The 19,999-nt window shown below is 74.9% G+C and carries 14 protein-coding genes; 12 read left to right on the top strand and 2 right to left on the bottom strand.

Going from position 1 to position 19,999, the window contains the following annotated elements:
• Nucleotides 1-143 precede the first annotated feature (143 nt).
• The 7 genes from OO57_RS38725 to OO57_RS47255 all read left to right on the top strand — a co-directional run bounded on the left by OO57_RS38725 (nucleotide 144) and on the right by OO57_RS47255 (nucleotide 11,687).
• On the top strand, nucleotides 144-1,235 hold the full coding sequence (locus OO57_RS38725) for a protein kinase (protein WP_106974155.1): 1,092 nt from the start codon (nucleotides 144-146) through the stop codon (nucleotides 1,233-1,235).
• Between the two features lie 155 nt (nucleotides 1,236-1,390).
• Entirely contained in the window at nucleotides 1,391-3,043 is a 1,653-nt protein-coding gene (locus OO57_RS31275) for a serine/threonine-protein kinase (RefSeq protein ID WP_051778478.1), read from the top strand.
• Between the two features lie 84 nt (nucleotides 3,044-3,127).
• Nucleotides 3,128-4,735 carry a succinic semialdehyde dehydrogenase gene (locus OO57_RS31270; protein WP_033256103.1) on the top strand — a complete coding sequence of 536 codons (1,608 nt, stop codon included), beginning with the start codon at nucleotides 3,128-3,130 and terminating at the stop codon, nucleotides 4,733-4,735.
• 21 nt (nucleotides 4,736-4,756) lie between these two features.
• Nucleotides 4,757-6,517, top strand: coding sequence for a GMC family oxidoreductase (locus OO57_RS31265; RefSeq protein ID WP_051778477.1), 1,761 nt, complete (start codon nucleotides 4,757-4,759; stop codon nucleotides 6,515-6,517).
• A 65-nt stretch (nucleotides 6,518-6,582) separates the two neighbouring features.
• Nucleotides 6,583-8,193, top strand: coding sequence for a zinc ribbon domain-containing protein (locus OO57_RS31260; protein WP_033256101.1), 1,611 nt, complete (start codon nucleotides 6,583-6,585; stop codon nucleotides 8,191-8,193).
• Between the two features lie 756 nt (nucleotides 8,194-8,949).
• On the top strand, nucleotides 8,950-10,536 hold the full coding sequence (guaA, locus tag OO57_RS31255; RefSeq protein WP_033256100.1) for a glutamine-hydrolyzing GMP synthase: 1,587 nt from the start codon (nucleotides 8,950-8,952) through the stop codon (nucleotides 10,534-10,536).
• A gap of 149 nt (nucleotides 10,537-10,685) precedes the next feature.
• Nucleotides 10,686-11,687 carry a ubiquinol-cytochrome c reductase iron-sulfur subunit gene (locus OO57_RS47255; protein ID WP_063737679.1) on the top strand — a complete coding sequence of 334 codons (1,002 nt, stop codon included), beginning with the start codon at nucleotides 10,686-10,688 and terminating at the stop codon, nucleotides 11,685-11,687.
• A gap of 6 nt (nucleotides 11,688-11,693) precedes the next feature.
• Here OO57_RS47255 and OO57_RS31245 read toward each other — a convergent pair whose 3' ends face one another.
• Both OO57_RS31245 and OO57_RS38720 read right to left on the bottom strand, forming a co-directional pair.
• The gene (locus tag OO57_RS31245; RefSeq protein WP_033256099.1) at nucleotides 11,694-11,921 is read right to left on the bottom strand and encodes a hypothetical protein; all 228 of its coding nucleotides are present in this window, start codon (nucleotides 11,919-11,921) and stop codon (nucleotides 11,694-11,696) included.
• On the bottom strand, nucleotides 11,921-13,450 hold the full coding sequence (locus OO57_RS38720; protein WP_035790312.1) for a PspC domain-containing protein: 1,530 nt from the start codon (nucleotides 13,448-13,450) through the stop codon (nucleotides 11,921-11,923). The genes OO57_RS31245 and OO57_RS38720 overlap by 1 nt, the downstream gene beginning before the upstream one ends.
• A 135-nt stretch (nucleotides 13,451-13,585) precedes the next feature.
• Between OO57_RS38720 and OO57_RS31235 the strand changes: the two genes are divergently transcribed.
• From OO57_RS31235 to OO57_RS31215, 5 genes are all read left to right on the top strand, one after another.
• A complete protein-coding gene (locus tag OO57_RS31235; protein ID WP_033256098.1) occupies nucleotides 13,586-14,986 on the top strand; it encodes an ATP-binding protein in 1,401 nt (466 codons plus the stop codon).
• The gene (locus tag OO57_RS31230) at nucleotides 14,979-15,659 is read left to right on the top strand and encodes a LuxR C-terminal-related transcriptional regulator (protein WP_033256097.1); all 681 of its coding nucleotides are present in this window, start codon (nucleotides 14,979-14,981) and stop codon (nucleotides 15,657-15,659) included. The genes OO57_RS31235 and OO57_RS31230 overlap by 8 nt, the downstream gene beginning before the upstream one ends.
• A 173-nt stretch (nucleotides 15,660-15,832) precedes the next feature.
• Entirely contained in the window at nucleotides 15,833-16,990 is a 1,158-nt protein-coding gene (locus OO57_RS31225) for an acyltransferase family protein (RefSeq protein WP_063737678.1), read from the top strand.
• 145 nt (nucleotides 16,991-17,135) lie between these two features.
• Nucleotides 17,136-18,383, top strand: a complete 1,248-nt coding sequence (locus tag OO57_RS44275) for a hypothetical protein (RefSeq protein ID WP_033256095.1) — start codon at nucleotides 17,136-17,138, stop codon at nucleotides 18,381-18,383.
• 60 nt (nucleotides 18,384-18,443) lie between these two features.
• Nucleotides 18,444-19,970: a glycosyltransferase family 39 protein gene (locus OO57_RS31215; protein WP_051778476.1), complete on the top strand. Its 1,527-nt coding sequence runs from the start codon at nucleotides 18,444-18,446 to the stop codon at nucleotides 19,968-19,970.
• The last annotated feature ends 29 nt before the right edge of the window (nucleotides 19,971-19,999 follow it).

The following is a 19,999-nucleotide window of genomic DNA, read 5'->3' as shown; positions in this document are numbered from 1 at the left end:
GTCGGGGGCGGCTCCGGCGCGGGTGGGTGGGGGTGGCGGGGTGGAGGGGCGGCTTCCGGTGGTGGAGGGGAAAGCGCGTACCGGGCGGTGGCGGGGGCAGGCGGGAGCCGTACGCTGGCGGGACTACGGCGTGAGGAACAGGCATGCGAGCGGAGCCGGGGCAAGTGGTGGCCGGGCGGTACCGGGTGACGGACCGTCCGGAGGACGAGGCCGGGGTGCTCGCGGTGGACGTCCACGGCGGGGCGCGGGTGCGGCTTTTCGGGTTGGAGCTGCCCGAACTGCTGGTGCCGGGGCACCCGTTGGGGGCGCCCGCCCCGTCGTACGGGCCGCGGGTGACGGCGCGGGTCGCGCAGGTCGCGGCGGCGGCCGGGGCGCACCCGCGGCTGCTGCGCGGGCTCGCGGCCGGGCCCGAGGACGAGGTGCTGTGGGTCGCCGAGGAGGCGGTGCCGGGGGTGCCGCTGGAGCGGCTGGTGGGAAGCGGGCCGGTCCCGCCGTACCGGGTCGCGGAGATCGGGGCGGACCTGGCGGGCGCGCTGCGCTCCCTGCACGAGGACGGTCTGACGCACGGGAACCTGACCCTGCGCACGGTGCTGGTCTGCGAGGACGGCGCGGCGATGCTCGGCGGGCTGCTGCTGGGCGCCGCCGAGGAGGAGCTGTGCGCGGCGCTGGGCGGCGAGGTGCCGCGCCGGGTGTACGACACCCGGGCGCTGATGCTCGGTCCGCTCGCCGAGCGCTGGGCGATCGACCCGGGCGCCCCCGCGGACACCTGGGCGCTGGGCGTGCTGCTGTACCGGCTGCTGACCGGCCGCGGCCCGTACCCGGAGGCCGACCTGCCGACGCTGCTGGCGGCCGTCCGGGACGGTCGGCACCACCCCGCGGACGGCTGCGGCCCGCTGCAGCCGCTGGTCGAGCGGCTGTTGCAGCCGGACGCCGCGGCCCGGCCGGACGCGGTCGCCGTCCAGCGGGAGCTGCGCGACCTGCTGGTGTTCGCACCCGAACCGGGCCCGGACGGCCCGCCCGAGCCGCTGCTGCCGGTGCCCCGGCCGCCGGCCGGTCCGCTGGTGCCGCGCCCGCGCGGCGGGCGGCGGGAGCGGGCGGCCGCGCGGGGGACGGAGCGTCAGGGACCGGTGCGGCAGCCGCGGGTGGCGCCGAGGCTGCTCGGGCCGCTGATCCTGGGGGGCGTGCTGGTGCTGCTGGTCGCGGCGCTCGCCGGGATCGTCGCCGTCGCAGGCTGAGAGCACCCGGTCACGGTGCGACGCGTAGCCGGGGCGCGATTCCCGGGGGGCGCCGCGCAGCCTAGGCTGGCCTCCTGAACCGTCGGTGCGAGCAGGCACACGGTCTGCCAGGACCCCGTCCGACCGGCGGTGGGGGAGCGAAGGGGGGACGGCCCATGGGCGCACAGGACCAGTCGACCAGCCGTCTGCTGGCCGGGCGGTACGCGCTCGGCGAGCGTCTGGGGCGCGGCGGGATGGGGACCGTCTGGCGCGCCAGGGACGAGATGCTGGACCGGGAGGTGGCCGTCAAGGAACTGACGGTCAGCCACCTCTCCGAGGAGGACCTGGAGATGCTCCAGTCCCGGATGAAGCGCGAGGCCCGGGCCGCCGCCCGGATCAAGCACCCGGGCGTGATCACCATCCACGACGTGCTGGAGCAGGACGGCCGGCCGTGGATCGTGATGGAGCTGGTGGACGGCCGCGCGCTGTCCGACGTCATCACCCAGGACGGCACGCTGACGCCCCGGGAGGCCGCCGACGTCGGCCTCCAGGTGCTCGCCGCCCTGCACCGCGGCCACCAGCTGGGGGTGCTGCACCGCGACGTCAAGCCGGCCAACGTGCTGCTGGAGCACGGCACCGGGCGGGTCGTGCTGCTCGACTTCGGCATCGCCAAGTTCGAGGGCGCGATGGACATCACCCGCCCCGGCGACCTGGTCGGCTCGCCCGACTACCTGGCCCCGGAGCGGGCCCAGGGCCAGCGTCCCGGGCCGGCCTCCGACCTGTGGGCGCTCGGCGCGACGCTGTACCACGCGGTGGAGGGCCAGTCGCCGTTCCGCCGCGACAACCCGCTCAGCACGCTCACCGCCGTCGTCGACGAGCCGCTGCCCGAGCCGCGCCGGGCCGCCGGGCTCGGGCCGGTGCTGGCCGCGCTGATGGCCAAGGACCCGGCCGAGCGGCCCGGCGCCGACGAGGCCGGACGGCTGCTGCGGGAGGTCGCCGACGGGCACACCGTCAGCATCCGGGTGCCCGAGCAGGCGGTCGGCCCCCGGCTGCCCACCCAGCTCGTCCCGGTCGTCGACCGGACCGCGGAGCCCGCCGCCCCCGCGCCGGACGCCGAACCGGCCACCGAGCCCGTCCCGGCCCCGGCGCAGCCCGACGCGGCGGCACCGCCCGCGGTGCCCGCGGCTCCCCGGCGGCGGCGCGGGCGGGCGGTGCTGTGGTCGGTGGTCGGCGTGCTGCTGCTGGCCGGTGCGGGCGGGGGCGCGTACTACGTCCAGCAGCACCGCAGCGGCTCGCCCGTCACGCCGAGCCCGGTCGCGTCCGGCACGTCCGGCGCGGGCGACCCGCTGCCCTCCGAGAGCCCGCTGCCCAGCGGCGCGCCCGCGCCCGCCGGGTACGCCTGGCGGGACGACCCGGCCGGGTTCCGCTTCCTGCTGCCCACCAACGGGGACTGGGTGCGCACCGAGAAGAGCGGCGGCCAGATCTACTACACGCCGGACGACCAGGAGCACTTCCTGCTGTTCGCGGTCACGGTCGGCCAGCCGCTCTCCCCGCAGGAGCACTTCCTGCAGATGGAAGCCACGCTCAGCAAGAGCCTGAAGGACTACCAGCGCACCAGCCTCGCCATCGCCAAGATCAAGGGCGAGGAGGGCGCGGTGTGGGAGTTCAGCTTCGGTGCCAAGGACGCCCGGCGGCACGCCAAGGAGGTCGAGTTCCGGCGCGCGGACGGGACGGCGTACATGGTGTACGTGTCCGGGCCGGAGAAGGACTGGCTGGAGAGCCTGCGGCAGTTCACCACGGTGCTGAACAACTTCACCCCGACCTCCTGAGGCCTCCCGTCCGGAGCGGCGCGTTCCGCCTTTTGGTGTTACCGGCGGGTACACAAGTCGGGGTCCAGGGCCTAGGCTGCCCGCATGACGGAGAGCACGAGCCAGGTCCGGCGCAATCCTGCGGCGAAGGGTGCGGCGCGCGGCGTCGCCTCGGCGGTCCCGGCGGCGCTGGTCGCCCGGCTGGCCAAGGGCGTCACCGCGTCCGGCGGGCAGCGCACGCAGACCTTCGCGCCGCTGACCGGCGAGGCGCTGGCCGACCTGCCGCTGTCCTCGGAGCAGGACGTGGAGCGGGCGTTCGAGCAGGCCAGGCGGGCCCAGCCCGCCTGGTCCGCGCTGTCGGTGCGGCACCGGGCGGGCGTCCTGCTGCGCTTCCACGACCTGCTGCTGAAGCGGCAGGACGAGGTGCTGGACCTGATCCAGGCGGAGACCGGCAAGGCCCGGCTGCACGCCTTCGAAGAGGTGATGGCCGTCGCCTCGGCGGCCCGGCACTACGGCCGCGCCGCCCACTCCTACCTGCGGGACCGCCGCCGCGGCGGCGCCGTGCCCGGTCTGACCAGCGCGGTGGAGGCCCGCCGCCCCAAGGGCGTGGTCGGGCAGATCTCGCCCTGGAACTACCCGCTGGAGCTGTCCGTCGGCGACGCGCTGCCCGCCCTGGTCGCGGGCAACGCGGTGGTCAACAAGCCGGACACCCAGACCGCGCTGACCGCGCTGTGGGCCCGCGAGCTGTTCGTCGAGGCCGGGCTGCCCCCGCAGGGCTGGCAGATCGTCCTCGGCGACGGTCCGGTGGTCGGCCCGCAGGTGGTCGAGCGCGCCGACTACGTCGCGTTCACCGGCTCCACCCGCACCGGCCGGGACGTCGCCCGGCGGGCCGCCGAGCGGCTGGTCGGCGCCTCGCTGGAACTCGGCGGCAAGAACGCCATGCTGGTGCTCGCCGACGCCGACCTGGACCGGGCCGCCGCGGGCGCCGTCCGGGCCTGCTTCTCCTCGGCCGGCCAGCTGTGCATCTCCATCGAGCGGCTCTACGTGCACCGCTCGGTCGCCGACGCCTTCCTGGCGAAGTTCGCCGAGCGGACGGCCGCGCTGCGCCTCGGCGGCGGCCTCGCCTACGGCGCCGACATGGGCTCGCTGGTCTCCGCCCGCCAGCTGGAGACCGTCACCCGGCACGTCGAGGAGGCCGTCAAGGCCGGCGCGAAGGTGCTGGCCGGCGGCCGGGCCCGGCCCGACCTGGGCCCGCTGTTCCACGAGCCGACCATCCTGGACGGCGTCACCCCCGACATGGCGGTCTGCGCCGAGGAGACCTTCGGCCCGGTCGTCTCGGTCTACCGCTTCGACACCGAGGACGAGGCCGTCACCGCCGCCAACTCCACCCCGTACGGCCTGAACTCCAGCGTCTGGACCAAGGACACCGCCCGCGGCCGCCGGGTCGCCGCCCGGCTGCGCACCGGCACCGTCAACGTCAACGAGGCGTACGCCGCCGCGTACGGCTCGGTGGCCTCGCCGATGGGCGGCATGGGCGACTCCGGGCTGGGCCGGCGGCACGGCGCCGAGGGCATCCTGCGCTACACCGAGGCGCAGACCGTCGCCGTGCAGCGGCTGCTGCCGATCGGCCCGTCGATGGGCATGGACGACCGGAAGTTCGCCGAGTTCTTCACCGCCGGGCTGCGGGCCATGAAGGCGTTCCGACTGAAGTAAGCGTTCCCGGGAGGGGTGGCAGTGGCGTACGACTACGACGTCGTGGTGGTCGGTTCGGGCTTCGGGGGCTCGGTCGCGGCCCTGCGGCTCACCGAGAAGGGCTACAAGGTCGCCGTCCTGGAGGCCGGGCGCAGGTTCCGCCGGGAGGAGCTGCCCAGCACCTCCTGGAACCTGCGCGACTACCTGTGGGCACCCGCCCTCGGCCGCTACGGCATCCAGCGCATCCACCTGCTGCGCAACGTGCTGATCCTGGCCGGGGCGGGGGTCGGCGGCGGCTCGCTGAACTACGCCAACACGCTGTACGTCCCGCCGAAGGCGTTCTTCGAGGACCGGCAGTGGCGGCACATCACCGACTGGCGGGCCGAGCTCGCCCCGTTCTACGACCAGGCGCAGCGGATGCTCGGGGTGCGGCTCAACCCCACCATGACGCCCTCCGACGTGCACCTGAAGGCCGCCGCTGAGGCGATGGGCTGCGGCGACACCTTCCACCTGGCGCCCGTCGGGGTGTTCTTCGGCGACGGGCAGGACGGCACCGGCGAGGCGAGGGCCGCGCCCGGCGGCGAGGTCGACGACCCGTACTTCGGCGGCGCCGGGCCCAGGCGCCGGGCCTGCACCGAGTGCGGGGAGTGCATGACCGGCTGCCGGCACGGCGCCAAGAACACCCTCACCGAGAACTACCTGTACCTGGCCGAGCGGGCCGGCGCCGAGATCCTGCCGATGACCACCGTGAAGCGGCTGCGCCCGCACGGCGACGGCTACGCGGTCGACGTGCTGCCCACCGACGCCCGCACCCGGCGGGCGCGGCGGGCCGGGGCGCGCACGGTCACCGCCGAACGGGTCGTCGTCGCGGCGGGCACGTACGGCACCCAGACGCTGCTGCACCGGATGCGCGAGGGCGGGCTGCTGCCCGGGATCTCCGCCCGGCTCGGCCACCTCACCCGCACCAACTCCGAGGCGCTGGTGGGCGCGCAGACCTCCACCCGGCGCTACGGGGAGCGCCCCGACTTCACCCGCGGCGTGGCCATCACCTCCTCGGTGCACCCCGACGAGAACACCCACATCGAGCCGGTCCGCTACGGGCGGGGCTCCAACGCGATGGGCGCGCTCTCGATCCAGCAGGTCAGCGGCGCCGGGCGCGGGCCGCGCTGGCTGCGCTACCTGGGCACCGCGGCCCGGCACCCGTGGATCTTCGTCCAGTCGATGAACCAGCACCGCTGGTCGGAGAAGACGATCATCGGCCTGGTCATGCAGTCCCTGGACAACTCGCTGACCGTCTCGCTGAAGAACGGGAAGCTCACCTCCCGCCAGGGCCACGGCGCGCCCAACCCGAGCTGGATCCCGGCCGCCGAGGAGGGCGCCCGGGCGCTCGCCGCCTCCATCAACGGCTTCCCCGGCTCCACCGCGGGCGAGGTCTTCGACATCCCGCTGACCGCGCACTTCCTCGGCGGCTGCCCGATCGGCGACAGCGCCGACACCGGCGTCGTCGACCCCTACCACCGGCTGTACGGGCACCCCGGGATCAGCGTGGTCGACGGCTCCGCGGTCTCCGCCAACCTGGGCGTCAACCCCTCGCTCACCATCACCGCGCAGGCCGAGCGCGCCATGTCGATGTGGCCCAACCGCGGCGAGGCCGACCCGCGCCCCGAACCCGGCACCGCCTACCGGCCGGTCGCGCCCGTCGCGCCCCGGCGGCCCGCCGTCCCCGACGGCGCGTTCGGCGCGCTGCGGCTGCCGCTGCTGGCCGTCCCCGAGGTGCCCCGCCGGACCGCAGAAGGAGATTGACATTCCTTTACCCCCGGTGGGATAAACGGGCCCTCATCGCACGAAGCACCCCGGGGGGACCCACCATGCCCATCTGCCCGTCCTGCGGAGCGGCCTCGGCCGACCCCGCGGCGACCTGCGCCAACTGCGGCAGGCCGCTCTCCGCGCCCGCGATCGGGGACGTGATCGAGGGTGCGGCCTCCGCGGGCACCGGCCCCTCCCCGTGGGGCGCCGGCCAGGTGCACCACACCCGGGAGACGCCGCTGCTCTCCCGCGGCTGGCTGACCGCGGGCCGGGTGCTGATCGCCCCGACCGCGCTGCTGGTCCTGGCCGCCGTGATCGGCGCGGCCGGCCAGGACGGCAGCGACGCCGCGGCGGCCCGCCTCGGCTGGTCCACCGAGGGCTTCCAGACCTGGCTGACGCTCGTCCTCACCGCCTTCGGCGCGCCGCTGACCTCCCGGGTGCACTCCACCGTGGGCTCGACGTTCGCCGACAGCGGGGACTCGGCCTCCACCAGCACCACCCACCTGGTGATGTACCTGGTCACCTTCGGCTGGCTGCTGCTGCTCTGGGCCGGCCTGCACCTGGCCGGCCGGGCCCGCCGCCGGGTCGGCGCCGCCGAGCCCGCCGCCCCCGCCGCCGCCCTCCAGGCACTGCGCACCGGCGCGCTGTCGGGCGCGGTCGCGCTGCTGCTGGGCTGGCTGGCCGGGCACGAATCGAGCCTCGGCAGCGGCCTCGGCGAGGACGACGACCTGTCGATGACCCTGCAGTCCGGCACCTCGCTGCTGCCGCTCACCGTCTCCGCGGCGCTGGCCGCGGCCGTCCTGGTGCTGGCCGTCGACGGCGCCGCCGCCCTGCGCGCGGAGGCCGCCCGGCGCGGCTGGCTGGGCAGCCTGCTGCTCGCCTGGCAGCACGCCTTCCGGGTGATCGGCGGCCTGCTGGTGCTGCTCACCGCGGTCGCGCTGGTGGTGCGGCTCTCCTCGGACGAGGTGTTCCCGGAGCAGGGCTCCGGCCCGCTGGGCATGGTCACCAACGACGGCCTGCACCTCTACGGCGTCGGCAGCGGCGCGAGCGCCCTGGGCACGGGGGCCTTCGGGCTCCACCCGTCCGCCTTCTCGCTGTTCGACCTGAACGAGCACAGCTCCGGCTGGTGGTTCGCGGTCCTCCCGGTGCTGGCCGCCGCGCTGGCGCTCGGCTGGTCCGCGCACCGCGGCCGCCTCGTCCACCGGGACCGGGCGGTGCTCGCGGGCCTGTACGCGGTGCTGACCGCCGCGCTGCTGCTCGGCACCTCGTCCTGGTACGACAACTCCAGCACCAGCCCGAGCGGCAAGGAGTTCACCAACACCATGGACCTGACCGGCTGGTCGGTGGCCTCGGTGCTGGTCTCCGCGCTCTGCTGGGGCGCGTTCGGCGCCCTGGTGGTGCCCGCCGCGCTCGACGCGCTGCGCCGCACCCGCGTCCCGCTGGTCCCGCCGCGCCCGGCCGTGCCGCCGGTGCCCGCCGTGCCGCCGCAGCCCGGCGCGCTGCCGCCCGTCCGGCCCGTGCTGCCCGGCCAGGCCGGTGGCGCGGACCTGCTGGAGAAGGTCCCGTACGGCTCGGTCGAGCTGGTCGTCGACGAGCAGCCGCCCGCCCCCGCGGCCGCGCCCGGCACGGACGAGGACCCGCACGCCGCGTTCCGCCGCCCCGCGGCGGGCTGACGGGAGCCCCGGCCCCGGGAAAGGGCAAAGGGCCCCGCGGGGGAACGGGGCCCTTTGTCGCAGCACTCGGCGTCAGGGCCGCGCCGGTGCTGGGTGACGGCGCCGGGGGAGGAGCGCCGTCGCGGAAGGATGGTCACGGACACGCACCGGGGCCGGATGGGCCTCACGGAGCGTGAAACAGGAGCCGCCCGTGCGAACGGGCTCTCCACGGCGGCGGGTGCACGGTGAGCATCCCGCCTCCCAGCATCGTCCTGGACGAGGGCCTTGCCGTGCAACCGATTCGGCGTAAATGAGAGGTGCGGCCGGAACCGGCCACGGCGCGGGGAAGCACCGGCCCGGCCGCCGAAAGGCGGTCACCGTCCGTGATAAGCGCTTGCTGGGCGTACCGGGGCGTACGCCGGAGCGGGCGGCTGACTGAGGTGCGGCGGCCGGCACCGGTACCGGCCGCCGCACCCCGGGTCCGCCCGGTCGCGGACGGGGTAGCTGTCCCCTGCTGACCCGACCGCGGCACCGGGGCGCGGTCCCACGGCGGGCCCGTGCCCGCCACGCGCACCCGGTGGACCGGAGATGATCCACGCGTGGTTCCGCCGCGCGGTGCCGCCCGCACCTGGAGGGCGCCGACGTATCCGCACGGTCTCCAGGTGCAACGATTCGCCCGCCCGCGCGGTCACGGGCGGCGGCGCGGGCAGTCGGGTGAAAGCGTCCCGGTAGACTCGGGGGCGACACCCCCTTGTACCGCCCGCCGGAAGGCCGTCTGTGTCCGCTGATTCCCCCGTCCAGTCCGCACCCGAGAACGACACCGTCCTGGTCGTCGACTTCGGTGCCCAGTACGCCCAGCTCATCGCCCGTCGGGTGCGTGAGGCGCGGGTCTACAGCGAGATCGTGCCGAGCACCATGCCGGTCGCCGAGATGCTCGCCAAGAACCCGCGGGCGATCATCCTCTCCGGCGGCCCGTCGTCGGTGTACGAGGAGGGCGCCCCGCAGCTCGACGGCGCGCTCTTCGAGGCCGGCGTCCCGGTCTTCGGCATGTGCTACGGCTTCCAGCTGATGGCCAAGGCCCTCGGCGGCACCGTCGACAACAGCGGCGCCCGCGAGTACGGCCGCACCCCGCTGACCGTCTCCCGCCCCGGCTCCACCCTGTTCGAGGGCACCCCGGCCCAGCAGTCGGTGTGGATGTCGCACGGCGACGCCTGCTCGGCCGCCCCGGCGGGCTTCACCGTCACCGCCTCCACCGACGTGGTGCCGGTCGCCGCCTTCGAGGACGACGAGCGCAAGCTGTACGGCGTGCAGTACCACCCCGAGGTGATGCACTCCGAGCACGGCCAGCAGGTGCTGGAGCACTTCCTGTACCGCGGCGCTGGCATCGCCCCGAACTGGACCACCACCAACGTGGTCGAGGAGCAGGTCGCGCTGATCCGCGAGCAGGTCGGCGACAAGCGCGCCGTCTGCGGCCTGTCCGGCGGCGTGGACTCCGCGGTCGCCGCCGCGCTGGTGGCCCGCGCCATCGGCGACCGGCTGACCTGCGTGTACGTCGACCACGGCCTGATGCGCAAGGGCGAGACCGAGCAGGTCGAGAAGGACTTCGTCGCGGCCACCGGTGTCAAGCTGGTCGTGGTCGACGCCGAGGAGCGCTTCCTGACCGCGCTGGCGGGCGTCAGCGACCCCGAGCAGAAGCGCAAGATCATCGGCCGCGAGTTCATCCGGGTCTTCGAGCAGGCCCAGGCCGAGATCGTCGCCGACGAGGGCCCGGCCGTGGAGTTCCTGGTCCAGGGCACCCTGTACCCGGACGTGGTGGAGTCCGGCGGCGGCACCGGCACCGCCAACATCAAGTCCCACCACAACGTCGGCGGCCTCCCCGAGGACCTGGAGTTCCAGCTCGTCGAGCCGCTGCGCAAGCTGTTCAAGGACGAGGTCCGGATGGTCGGCCAGGAGCTCGGCCTGCCCGCCGAGATCGTCCAGCGCCAGCCCTTCCCCGGCCCGGGCCTCGGCATCCGGATCGTCGGCGAGGTCACCAAGGAGCGCCTCGACCTGCTCCGCGAGGCCGACGCCATCGCCCGCGAGGAGCTGACCCTGGCCGGTCTGGACGCCCAGATCTGGCAGTGCCCGGTCGTGCTGCTGGCCGACGTCCGCTCGGTCGGCGTCCAGGGCGACGGCCGCACCTACGGCCACCCGATCGTGCTGCGCCCGGTCTCCTCCGAGGACGCCATGACCGCGGACTGGTCGCGCCTGCCCTACGAGGTGCTGGCGAAGATCTCCACCCGGATCACCAACGAGGTCAAGGACGTGAACCGGGTCGTCCTGGACGTCACCTCCAAGCCGCCGGGCACCATCGAGTGGGAGTGATCCCACCGGCAACCGTGTGACCGCGCCGCCGCTTCCCGCGCCAGGGGAGTGGCGGCGCGGCCGTGTGGGAAGGGCACCGGGCACAATCGGACCCGGTCCGGTCGGCATCCGTCGGCGGACGGCAGGCGGCGAGCGAGAGGGCGGCGAGGATGGCGACGGGAACGGGCAACGCGGCGGGCAGTACGGCGGGCGCCAGGATCACCGAGTGGAAGGCCCTGGGGTCGCGCACCGCGCTGCTGCCGCTGCGGCTGTTCCTGGGGGTGACCTTCGCCTACGCCGCCTTCGACAAGCTCTCCGACGCGCACTACCTGGCCGGGGCGGGCGACCCCGCCTCCTTCTACGCCCAGACGAAGGCCGCCGAGGGCAGCAGCCCGATCGGCTGGGCGCTCGGCCCCGCGCTGCACGCGCCGACCTTCTTCGGCCTGCTGGTCGCCTTCGGCGAGCTCGCCGTCGGCCTGGGCACCCTGCTCGGCCTGTGGGGCCGGGTCGCGGCGCTCGGCGGCGCGCTGCTGTCCGCCTCGCTCTGGCTGACCGTCAGCTTCCACACCACCCCGTACTACCTCGGCAACGACCTGGCCTACCTGATGGCCTGGACGCCGCTGCTGCTGGCCGGCACCCCGCACCTGTCGGTCGACGGTTACCTCGCCGCCCGGGCCGCCCGCGACCGGGCCCGCGGCCTCGCCGAGGACGCGGTGCGCCGCCGCGCCCTGCTCGACGGCGGCATCGCGGCCGTCGCGCTCGGCGGCGCCGGGCTGCTCGCCGGGTCGCTCACCGCCGGCTTCGGCCGGGACGAGGCGCCCGCCGCGGCGGGCGCCGGCGCCACCAGCCCCGTCCCGCAGCCCGGCCCCTCGGTGCCCGCCGCGCAGGTCCCGGTCGGCGGCTCCGCCGCCGTCAAGGACCCGGCCAGCGGCGACGCGGTCTACATCGTCCAGCCCGCCGCCGGGCAGTACGCGGGCCTGTCCTCGGTCTGCACCCACTCCGGCTGCGCGGTCAACCCGCCCAAGGACGGCCAGCTGTACTGCCCCTGCCACGGCTCCAGGTTCGACGCCGCCACCGGCGCGGTGATCACCGGCCCGGCCGTGCAGCCGCTTCCCACGTACGCCGTCACCAGGAACGGCGACCGGCTGGAGCTCGGCCCCCAGCAGTCGTAGGCCCCGTCAGTCCAGGGTGTGGTCGTCGTCCCGGGCGCCGCCCCGGCCGCGCCGGGACGCCGCCACCAGGGCGCCCGCCAGGCCGCCGCCGCCGAGCACGATGCACACCAGCGGGAGCACGAAGCGGCTGTTCACCTCGCGGTCGTTCAGCGAGGCCACCAGGTACAGCACCGCCAGCGCGGTGAACAGCCCGCCCGCGATCAGCGCGTACACGTCGAACCGGTGCTTCCGCATCACCGCACCACCTTGATGTCTCCGGCGCCCACGGACACCGCCAGTTCCAGTACGCCCCTGGACGGCTGTCCGTCCGGGACCTCGATCACCACGTCCTCGTCGGTGCCGGGGCCGTTGAAGTCCTGCCCGTCCGGCAGGGACACCTCGCCCACCCCGGCGTGGATCCTCAGCCGCAGCTCCACGCCGGTCGGCACGGTCACCCGGGCGCTGCCCGCGCCGACCCGCAGTTCGGTGCGCAGGGTGCCGCCCGCCGGGTCCAGCGCCGACAGGTCGAGCCGCGCGTCGCCGAACGCCAGGGTGTAGTGCTCCTGGAGCTGCTGCGGGGCGGAGACCGTCCAGCGGTGGTCGCCGGTGGAGCCCGCGACCGTCGCCGAGGTGCCGGCCGAGAACACCAGGCCCGCCGTCAGCAGCAGCGCCGGCAGGGTCAGCCCGCGGGTCCGCCCCCAGCGGGCGCCGACCAGCATCGCCAGGCCCAGCGGCAGCAGCGCCACCGCCAGCACCGTCGACCAGCGGTGCTGCCCGTGGTCGCTCGCCGCGACCGCCCAGGACGCGCCGACCGCGACCAGCAGCGCCGACGCCCCCAGCACCGAGGTGCCGCGCTCCGCCCGGCGCCGGGCCTTCCACTCGCGGTGCCGCTCCACGGCGGCCTGGTGCCGCTCCTTCGCGACGCGGTGGTCCGCCATCCGGCGCTCCATCCGCTCCCGGTGGGTCTCCTCCGCGGGCTCCTTGCGCAGCGGGTCGCCCTCCGGCAGGTCGGTGCGCTGCCACCACGGCCGGGCGGGCGCCCCGGGCGGCGGCGTCGCGCCGCCGTACGGGTTGCGCTCCGGGTGCCGCGGGTCCCACAGGTAGCCGGACGGGCCGACCGGCGGGGTGTCGCCGGGCCGGTCCTCGGTGGCGCCGCCCGCGGCCTGCTGCTCGTGCCAGGCCCGGATCCGCTCGTGCAGCTCGGCGCTGCGGACCTTCCACTCGCCGCGCAGGTCGCGGCCGACCGACTCGCCCCACGTCCGCCAGTCGGCGAACGGACCGGCCTCCTCCAGCCGGTCCCGCGGGCCGGGCGGCGGGGGCGCCGGCGGGGCGTCGCCGCCGCCGAAGCGCCGCCGCCGCTCCGGGTCGTAGCGCAGCCCCAGGAACACCAGCACGGCGAGCAGCAGCAGCGGGAACAGCTGGCCGCCGTCGCCCATCGAGGAGAAGAACACCCCGGTGCCGATCACCGTCAGCAGCACCGCGCCGACCGACTGGCCGTCGACCCGGCCGGTCAGCACCCGCTGCAGCTCGGTGCGGCCGCCCTCGCCGTCCGCGGCCTCCCGCGGCACCACCAGCCAGGCCAGGCCGTACAGGAACAGGCCGAGCCCGCCGGTCAGGCCGAGCACCGCGATCACCACCCGGAACACCACCGGGTCGATGTCCAGGTAGCGGCCCAGGCCGCCGCACACGCCCGCCACCACCCGGTGCCGGGAGGAGCGGGTGAGCGCCGGCCGGCCGTCGGCGGGGGCGGCCGGGGGGTCCGCCGGGGTCTGGTCGTCCGTCATGCTCCCCATCCTTCCGGGCCGCCGGGCCCCGCCCAACCGTCCGGGGCCCGGGAGCGACCCTGAACTGTCCCTGAGGACAGGTCAGGGGCCGTACCCTGATGCGCCGCTCCACCGCCACCTGCCACCATCGGTGCCGTGGCAGCACCCGAGACCAGAACCACCGAGCCCGCCCCGACCGAGCCGCCGGCCGGCGCGCCGCCCTACCGGCGGCTGTACCGCAGCCCGCACGGCCGGATCCTCGGCGGCGTCTGCCAGGGCCTGGCCACCCACCTCGGCGTGCCCGTGACGTGGGTGCGGCTGGCGTTCATCGTGCTGTTCTTCTCCGAGGGCATCGGCGCCCTGCTGTACGCCGCGTTCTGGGTCGTGGTGCCGCTGGGCATCAACCAGGCCGCCCCCGGCGCCGACCGCCCCGCCCGCCGCGCCGACGCCGCCCCCGGCCGCTTCGGGCGGCTGCGCGACCTGCTGGAGCGCACCTTCCACGGCGACGAGGGCGCCCCCGCCGGCGAGGAGGGCGCTCTCGCCGCGGACGGGCGGAGCCCCGCCCCGGCCGCGGGCCGCGGCCGGGGCGGCAGCGTGGGCCAGCTGTTCGCCCTGGTCGCGCTGGTGATCGGCGTGATGGCGCTGCTGTCCGCGCTCGGCATCCAGACCGCCGAGCCGTACGTGTGGCCGCTGCTCGCGGTCGGCATCGGCGTCGCCCTGGTGTGGCGGCAGGCCGACGACTCGCGCTGGCAGAGCTGGTTCGGCCTGGAGCCGGGCAGCCGCAAGGGCGCCTACCTGCGGGTGCTGTCCGGGGTGCTGCTGGTGGTGGCCGGCATCATCGGCTACTTCGTCACCCAGGGCGTCGACTCGCCGGTCGCGCTGGTCGTCGAGTCCTCGCTGGCCGTGGTCGCGGGCGTGCTGGTGCTCGGCGGCCCGTCCATGCTGCGGATGTGGCAGGACCTCGGCGCCGAGCGCACCGCCCGGATCCGGGCCCAGGAGCGGGCCGAGATCGCCGCGCACGTCCACGACTCGGTGCTGCACACCCTCACCCTGATCCAGCGCCGGGCCGAGGACCCCAAGGAGGTGCTGCGCCTGGCCCGCGCCCAGGAGCGCGAACTGCGCCTGTGGCTGTACCGCCCGGAGGCCGCCGCCGAGGCCGCCCCCGACACCCTGGCCGAGCGGCTGCGCGAGATCGTCGCCGAGGTCGAGGACCGGCACGGCGTCCACCTGGAGCTGGTCTGCGTCGGCGACTGCCCGATGGACGAGCGGGTCGCCTCGCAGATGCAGGCCGCCAGGGAAGCCATGGTGAACGCCGCCAAGTACGGTGGCGGTGGACCGGTCCAGGTCTACGCGGAGGTGGAGGGGAGGACGGTGTCGGTGTTCGTCCGCGACCACGGCCCCGGCTTCGACCCCGACGACCTCCCCGAGGACCGCATGGGCGTACGCGAATCGATCATCGGCCGGATGCGGCGCAACGGGGGCACCGCGCGGGTGCGGCCCGCGCCGGACGGCGGGACCGAGGTCGAGCTGGAGATGGAGAGGGCGGCAGATGACTGACGCAGCGTCGCAGGAGGCGGCACCCGGCAGGCGGGCCCGGGTGGTGCTGGTCGACGACCACCGGATGTTCCGCACCGGCGTGCGCGCCGAGATCGGGCGCACCGAGGAGACCGGCATCGACGTGGTCGGCGAGGCCGACGACGTCGAGTCCGCGGTCCGGGTGGTCGCCGAGACCCGGCCCGACGTGGTGCTGCTCGACGTCCACCTGCCCGGCGGCGGCGGCGTCGAGGTGCTGCGCCGCTCGGCGGGCGTCGAGGGGGTGCGCTTCCTCGCGCTGTCCGTCTCGGACGCCGCCGAGGACGTGATCGGGGTGATCCGCGGCGGCGCCCGCGGCTACGTCACCAAGACCATCACCGGCACCGACCTGGTCAACGCGGTCTTCCGGATCTCCGACGGCGACGCGGTGTTCTCGCCCCGGCTGGCGGGCTTCGTGCTGGACGCCTTCGCCGCCACCGACACCCCGCCGGTGGACGAGGACCTCGACCGGCTCACCCAGCGCGAGCGCGAGGTGCTGCGGCTGATCGCCCGCGGCTACGCCTACAAGGAGATCGCCAAGCAGCTGTTCATCTCGGTCAAGACGGTGGAGAGCCACGTCTCCGCGGTGCTGCGCAAGCTGCAGCTCTCCAACCGGCACGAGCTGACCCGCTGGGCCACCGCCCGCCGCCTGGTCTAGACCGTCGCAGCCGGGGCCCGGCCCGCGCGGTGCGGCCGTGTGCCGACGATCCGGTCACCGGGCGCGGGGCCGCGTCGGGGTGTCGGTAGGCTTCCTCCCGACCGGCACCGCGGCGGCCCCGATCCGGGCCCGGCGGCCGGCCTCCTCAGTCCCTCCACAGCGAGAGCGCGCCGATGTCTTCGACCGTTGCGAGCCACGAGCCGCTGTCCCCGTTGACGGCGGACAGCGCGGCCCCTGCAAAACCCGCCAAGCGCCCCCGGCTCTACGTGCTCGACGGTCTGCGGCTGCTCGCCGCGATCGGCGTGCTGTGCTGGCACTGGCTCGGCGTCGAGCGCTTCCAGGGCGTCTGGCACGGCTCCCCGTCGAAGCTGATGCCGTTCGGCCACCTGATCGGCGCCTACAGCTGGACGGGCGTCCAACTGTTCTTCCTGATCAGCGGCTTCGTCATCTGCATGTCCTGCTGGGGCCGCTCGATCGGCGACTTCGTCACCTCGCGCATCGTCCGGCTCTACCCGGCGTACTGGGTGGCGGTGCTGGTCACCTCGGCCGTGCTGATGGTGGTCCCGACGATATGGGGCGACGACACCCACCACCCGACGCCGACCCGCATCCTGACCAACCTGACGATGTTCAACATGCCGCTCGGCGTCGGCAACATCGACCCGGTGTACTGGTCGCTCTGGGCCGAGATGCGGTTCTACGTGCTGTTCGGCCTGCTGCTGCTCTGGGGCCTGACCTACAAGCGCGTGGTCGCGTTCTGCGGCGTCTGGGCGTTCCTCGCCACCATCTCGCCCTCGGTGAACCTCCCGATCCTCGAGACCATGGTGCAGTCCACCTACGCCTGGTACTTCATCGCGGGCATCGCGATGTACCTGATGTACCGCTTCAAGCCGAACATGGTGCTCTGGGCGCTGGTCGTCTACTGCTGGCTGATGGCCCAGGACCGGATGCGCGGCGTGATCGGCGGCTACGAGTACGGCACCCGGCACCACCTGTCCTGGTACCTGGTCATGGCGTACGTCACCGTCGCCTTCCTGCTGGTGCTCGGCTCGGCGCTGGGCTGGTTCAACTGGGTCCGCTGGAAGTGGCTGACCGTCGCGGGCTCGCTCACCTACCCGCTGTACCTGCTGCACCAGGAGGTCGGCTTCCAGGTGATCACCCGGGTCAGCCGCCACCTGGACCCGTACCCCACCTTCTTCCTGGTGCTGGCCGCGATGATGGTCGCCGCCTACCTGGTGCACCGGCTGGTCGAGGTGCCGCTCGCGCCCTGGATGAAGAAGAAGCTGGAGAGCTCCTTCGCACAGATCCGCCGCAACGGCGAATCCGACTGACCCTTCCGGGTGAAAGCCGGCGCGCGGCCCGCGCGTCGGCGCCCCCGATCCGGCCCCGTGCATATCCTGCCGGGGCCGGAGCCGTCCCCACCCCCCGCCCACCCCTGTCCGAGCCACTCGCACCCCCGGCCCGGCAGGAGGAAGCGTGACCGCCGAGGCCGACCGCCTGGACCAGCCGGACCGTCCGACGCCGCCCGGCGGCCCCGCCCGGCCGTACCCGGCCCGCACCCCGCAGCGGCTGCTCCGCTCCGAACGGCTGCGCTGGACGGCGCTCGCCCTGGGCGGCTACGCCGCGGTGCGGCTGATCGGCCTGGCCGCCGTAGTCGTCTGGGGCCACCGGCTCGACCCCGGGCAGTCCGCCCTGCACCGGCTGGCCACCCTGTGGGACGCCCAGTGGTACCAGCACATCGTGGTGCACGGCTACACCGACCAGCTGGACGTCGGCGGCTACGCCAACGGCGTCCCCTACTCCACGCTGGCCTTCTTCCCGCTCTACCCCTGGCTGATCGCCGCCGTCGACGCCGTGCTCCCGCTCGGCGTCGCGGGCTCCGCCCTCGCCGTCGCCTGGGCGGGCTCGCTCGCCGCCGCCTGGGGGATCTCCGAGTTCGGCAGCCGCCTGTACTCCCGGCGCACCGGCCTGCTGCTGGTCCTGCTCTGGGGCTCCCTGCCCGGCGCGGTCGTCGAGTCGATGGCCTACAGCGAACCGCTCTTCACCGCCTTCGCCGCCTGGGCCCTGCTCGCCCTGCTGCTGCGCCGCTGGCTGACCGCCGGACTGCTCTCCACCCTGGCCTGCCTGACCCGCCCCACCGGCATCGCCGTCGCCGCCGCCGTCGGCGTCGCCGCGCTGCTCGCCCTGGTCTCCGCGGTCCGCCGCCGCGACGCCGCCGGCTGGGTCCGGCCGGTCGCCGCCGCCGCCGTCGCCCCGCTCGGCTTCGTCGGCTACCTCGCCTGGGTCGGCCACCGCCGCGGCCGCTGGGACGCCTATTTCGAGGTCCAGCGCGCCTGGGACTCGCACTTCGACTTCGGCCGCAGCACCCTCGCCTCCTACTCCCGGCTGCTGTTCTCCGCGCAGCCGGTCTGGCTGACCGAGGCGGTCACCGCGATCGTGCTGATCGGGTACGTCGTGCTGTTCGCGGTCGGCGTCCTGCAGCGCCAGCCGCCCTGGCTGCTGACGTACAGCGCGGTGCTGCTGCTGGTCGCGCTCGGCGACGCCGCGTACTTCAACTCCAGGGTCCGCTTCCTGCTCCCGGCCTTCTCCCTGCTGCTGCCCGCGGCCCTCGGGCTGGCGCGGTTGCGCAGCCGGGCGGCGACTATGCTGGTCGTCGTTTCGGCAGCGGCGTGCTCCGCCGTCTACGGCGGCTACCTGACCTGGGTCTACCCGGACGCCCCCTGACACCGGAACCGCCGAAGCACCGAACCGGTCCTTGCACACATGCGTCCTAAGGGGAAAGACGTGGCGGAAGCCGCCGTGGCCGAACAGCCGGCCGCCGAACGAAAGGGCTCCGCCGCTCCGGCCGGACGGTTCGCCGCGCCGCCCCGGTGGCTGGTGGACACGCTGTGGGTGTGGCCGATGCTGATCACCCTCGCCCTGGGCACGCGGGGCTCCTGGCGGCCCCAGCTGTGGCGCGACGAGCTGGCCTCCTGGAGCGCCGCCGAACGCAGCACCGGCGAACTGCTGAGCATGCTGCACCACGTCGACGCCGTCTCCGGCGCCTACTACCTGCTGCTGCACTTCTGGATCGGCTGGTTCGGCGACTCCGCCACCTCGATGCGGCTGCCCTCCGCGCTCGCGATGGCCGGGGCCGCCGCGTTCGTCGTGCTGATCGCCCGCAAGCAGTTCGGCAGCGCCTGGACGGGGCTGGTGGCCGGACTGCTGTTCGCCGTCGTCCCCTCGGTCTCCGGCTTCGCCCAGCAGGTCCGCGGCTACGCCTTCGTGGTGCTGTTCGTCGCCGCGGGCACCTGGGCGCTGCTGCGCGCCCTGGAACGGCCGACCTGGCTGCGCTGGCTCTCCTACGCGGCCTGCGTGGCGATGGCCGGGCTGTTCCACATGATCTCGCTGGTGTTCCTGCTGCCGCACGCCGTCGTGGTGGCGCTGCGCTGGTGGCCGACCCGCGACCGGCGGCTGCTGTTCGGCTTCCCGGCGGCGGTCGTGGCGGGGGTCCTCCCGCTCGTCCCGCTGGTGCTGCTGGGCCGCCGGCAGGTCGGCCGGCAGATCTCCTGGATCACCACCCCCGACCTGACGTCCTTCCAGCCCTTCTGGAACGGCGTGTTCGGCGACCCGCTGGTCGGCGGCATCTTCCTGGCGATGGCCGTCATGCCGCTGGCGTGGAGCGGCAACCGCCGCCGGGCGATCGAGATCGGCATGGTCGCGGCGCTGCCGATCGCCGCGGTCTACCTCGTCTCGCAGGGCAAGACCTCGTACTTCATGGACCGCTACCTGCTGTTCACCGTGCCCGCCTGGTGCGTGGTGGCCGCGGCGGCGATCACCGCGCTGCGCCCCCGGGTGTGGATGGCGCTGGTGTTCCTGCTCGGCACCGGCTACCTCGGCATGGAGACCCAGGAGCACCTGCGCATCTCCATCTCGCACGAGTACTCCGACGAGCGCGGCGCGGCCCGGGCCATCGCGGCCGGGTACCAGCCCGGCGACGGGATCCTCCCGGTCCGCGGCAAGCAGGCCTGGATGATGATGGACCTCGCGCTCGACTACTACCTGCCCGACGACGTCCAGCCGAGGGACGTGTTCGTCGCCAAGTCCGCGGTCGACCGCAACGACCTGTTCGCCAAGGAGTGCCCCGACCCGGCCGCCTGCCTCGGCGACACCCGGCGGATCTGGATGGTCACCTACGCCTTCGAGAACAAGGGCAACCTCTACGAGGGCCTGCCGGCCGCCCAGGCCGCGCTGCTCAAGTCGGAGTTCACCCCGGTCGAGGTCACCAAGGTCCGCCAGATGACCGTGACCCTGCTGCAGCGCACCCCCTGACCCGCGGCCGCGCCGCAACGGTGAAGGCC

This window comes from Kitasatospora phosalacinea, from assembly GCF_000717185.1.
In the GTDB taxonomy this organism is placed as follows: Bacteria; Actinomycetota; Actinomycetes; order Streptomycetales; family Streptomycetaceae; genus Kitasatospora; species Kitasatospora phosalacinea_A.
Note: the sequence above shows the minus strand (reverse complement) of the source record. Positions and strands in the feature narration are given on the sequence as shown.